The sequence below is a fragment of the Methylobrevis pamukkalensis genome, from assembly GCF_001720135.1.
Classification (GTDB): domain Bacteria; phylum Pseudomonadota; class Alphaproteobacteria; order Rhizobiales; family Pleomorphomonadaceae; genus Methylobrevis; species Methylobrevis pamukkalensis.
On record NZ_MCRJ01000213.1, the window covers coordinates 1 to 2,890 of the forward strand.

Genomic DNA, 2,890 nt, shown 5'->3' on the forward strand with positions numbered 1-2,890 from the left:
AACCCCCTGAAATCGCAGAGACGCGCGACGTCCTGACCTGGCCACGAGAAGGCGCCGGACGCCTGGCCGCAAGGCAGGCGTCCGATGTCCATCGCGTGGCACGAGATCCGTGATCACCTCATGCATTCATCCTCCAACCTTCACTTCCAGCGCAGTTTCGACGCGGTCCGGCATGAGCAGGCCGCACTGGCACCGTTCCGGGATCCGGCGGCCCTGCTGGACGGGCTGCATCGTACGACCGGCGATCCGGCCCGGAAGAACCTGATCCTCTCCGCGCTGGTCGGAGCTGCGCAGGGCGACGGGCCCGCGTCCGACTGCGCCCTGACGCTGCTGTTGCTGGCGCTCTGGCCCGGCCTCGACGCCATCCGCCGCCGGTCGCTCTGGCGCAGGCTCGGCACCGCCGACGAGGTCGCGTCCGACGTTCTGGCGCGCACCACCGAGGCTGTCCGCGGCCTCGACCTCGGGCGGGTCAACTGGATCGCGGCCACGGTGCTGCGGAATGTCGAGCGCGACATGATCCGCGTGCGCCAGCGCGACCAGGCACGCGAACATCTCGCCAGCGGCGCCGATCTCGACGAGGTGGCGGACAGCGGTGACAGCGGGATCGGCGCGACCGGGTACGCCCGGCTGAACGAAGCCGTGCGGAAGCTGCTCGGCGATGACGCCCTGCTGGTGATCCGCGTGGCGATCGAAGGCTTCTCGCAGGCGGAAGTCGCCGTGGAACTGGGGCTCACCGAGGCCGCCGCCCGCAAGCGCTACCAGCGCGCGATGCGTCGGCTGCACGACGCCCTCCAGGAAATCCCCTGAACCGATGTCCCGATCCGGTCCCGCCGATGGCTTTTCCCATTCGAGCGCCCCGAGCGCCTTCCCTCCAACCGAAAGCAGACACGCATGAACCGCACTGCCGATCTGTCGCTCGAGGATTTCAGGCGTCTTCCGGGGCTCTATCGCCGCTGGGAGCTGACCGAGGTCTGCGAGCCCAACCGCAACTATCAGATCGAGGACGCCGGCGCCCATGCCGACGGGACGCCGCTCTTGGCGATCTACGTCGCCGAGCCCGCGCCCGACGTCCGCGAGGCCGCCTGATGGGCCTCCTCGATCACCTCATCTCACGGAGAAAAGCCATGCCGGACCAGCCGGACGCCATCACCCGTCTTCGCAAGGCGAGCTACGCCCTCGAAGACCTCCCCGAAACCATCGCATTCCCGCAGCGCGCCGGAGACGAGCCGCGCGAGCCGTTGCCGGTCGTCGAGGCGACCGTCGACGAGATCGCCTTCGCGATCGTGGAGGCGGAGCGGGAGAGCACGGCCGCCTACCGCCGCGCCGACGCGCTGAAGCGCCTCTACAAGCTCGCCCGCGAGGCGGGGTGCATCGGCGCAGATCGCGCCGCCACGGCGGTGATGAAGAAGGAGGGCCAATGATGGCCCTTCCCATCATCGGCGCCGACGAACGGCTCGCGCAACGCAAGGGCATCAAGGGCGTCATCTTCGGCCGGTCCGGCATCGGCAAGACCAGCTTGCTCTGGACGCTGAACGCCTCGACCACGCTTTTCCTCGATCTCGAGGCCGGGGATCTGGCGGTCGAGGGGCTGGAGATCGACACGCTCCGGCCGCGCACCTGGAAGGAATGCCGCGACTTCGCGGTGTTCATCGGCGGGCCGAACCCGGCGCTGCGCGAGGACCAGCCCTACAGCCAGGCGCATTTCGACGAGGTCTGCGGGCGCTACGGCGATCCCGCGGTGATCGGCAAATACGAGACCGTCTTCATCGACTCGATCACCGTCGCGGGACGGCTCTGCTTCCAGTGGTGCCGTGGGCAGCCCGAAGCGTTCTCCGAGAAGACCGGCAAGCCGGACATCCGCGGCGCATACGGGCTGCATGGCCGCGAGATGATCGGCTGGCTGACCCACCTGCAGCACACGCGCGGCAAGCACGTCTGGTTCGTCGGCATCCTTGACGAGCGGCTCGACGACTTCAACCGCAAGGTCTTCCAGCCGCAGATCGACGGCTCGAAGACCGGGCTCGAACTGCCGGGGATCGTCGATCAGGTCGTCACCATGGCCGACATCCAGGACCCCGGCGGCCAGCCGCAGCGCGCCTTCGTCTGCCAGACGCTGAACCCCTGGGGCTATCCCGCCAAGGACCGCTCCGGTCGCCTCGACAGGGTCGAGGCCCCGCATCTCGGACGGCTGATGGAGAAGATCCAGCGCCCCGCGGCGCCAGCCTCCGAACGCTTGACCTGGCCGCCGGTGACCCCGGCCGATCCCGCGCCCGCTGAGGAGCCCGGCCATGGCTGAGCGCATCTCGCCACGCCCGGTGTCCCGATCCGGTCGCCGGGGTGGCTTTTCCCCTCTGACGCCACTGCGCGTCCCATCCTCCAACTGAAAGGAGCCGCGCAATGTCCGGACCCTGGAACGACTTCAACTCCGCCCAATCCAACACCAACGTCATCCCGAAGCACGCTCGCCAAGGTGCGTCTGACGCTCCGCCCCGGCGGCTTCGACGACCCCTCGCAGGGCTGGACCGGCGGCTGGGCGCGGCGCGCCGCCACCGGCGCTGTCTATCTCGACGCCGAATACACGGTGCTCGAGGGGCCCTATGCCCGGCGCAAGGTCTGGTCGCTGATCGGCCTCTACAGCCCGAAGGGTCCGGACTGGGCGAACATGGGGCGCGGCCTGATCCGCAGCATCCTCAACTCGGCGCGCGGCGTGTCCGACAAGGACAACTCGCCCGAGGCGCAGGCCCGCCGCCGCATCAACGGCTTCGGTGATCTCGACGGCGTCGAGTTCGTCGCCCGCATCGACATCGGCACTGACACCAACGGCGAAGACAAGAACGAGATCCGCGCTGCCGTCACGCCCGATCACCGCGACTACGCCGCGCTGATGGGC

General features: G+C 69.1%; 4 protein-coding genes and 1 pseudogene. All 5 read left to right on the forward strand.

Annotated elements, in window-relative coordinates; all coding sequences use genetic code 11:
• Positions 1-84 precede the first annotated feature (84 nt).
• Entirely contained in the window at positions 85-807 is a 723-nt protein-coding gene (locus A6302_RS19870) for an RNA polymerase sigma factor (protein WP_069308467.1), read from the forward strand.
• Positions 808-891: 84 nt separating this feature from the next.
• Entirely contained in the window at positions 892-1,086 is a 195-nt protein-coding gene (locus A6302_RS19875; RefSeq protein ID WP_018303655.1) for a hypothetical protein, read from the forward strand.
• Between the two features lie 38 nt (positions 1,087-1,124).
• Positions 1,125-1,421: a hypothetical protein gene (locus A6302_RS23270; RefSeq protein WP_069308468.1), complete on the forward strand. Its 297-nt coding sequence runs from the start codon at positions 1,125-1,127 to the stop codon at positions 1,419-1,421.
• Positions 1,418-2,296: an ATP-binding protein gene (locus tag A6302_RS19885; RefSeq protein ID WP_245294172.1), complete on the forward strand. Its 879-nt coding sequence runs from the start codon at positions 1,418-1,420 to the stop codon at positions 2,294-2,296. The genes A6302_RS23270 and A6302_RS19885 overlap by 4 nt, the downstream gene beginning before the upstream one ends.
• Positions 2,297-2,470: 174 nt before the next feature.
• A pseudogene (locus A6302_RS19890) lies at positions 2,471-2,890 on the forward strand (hypothetical protein); the annotation flags it as partial.

What these genes read in the sequence shown, in the direction of transcription:
- A6302_RS19870 (WP_069308467.1), top strand. Translation starts at nt 85, where the DNA reads ATGTCCATCGCGTGGCACGAGATCCGTGATCACCTCATGCATTCATCC.
- A6302_RS19875 (WP_018303655.1), top strand. Translation starts at nt 892, where the DNA reads ATGAACCGCACTGCCGATCTGTCGCTCGAGGATTTCAGGCGTCTTCCG.
- A6302_RS23270 (WP_069308468.1), top strand. Translation starts at nt 1,125, where the DNA reads ATGCCGGACCAGCCGGACGCCATCACCCGTCTTCGCAAGGCGAGCTAC.
- A6302_RS19885 (WP_245294172.1), top strand. Translation starts at nt 1,418, where the DNA reads ATGATGGCCCTTCCCATCATCGGCGCCGACGAACGGCTCGCGCAACGC.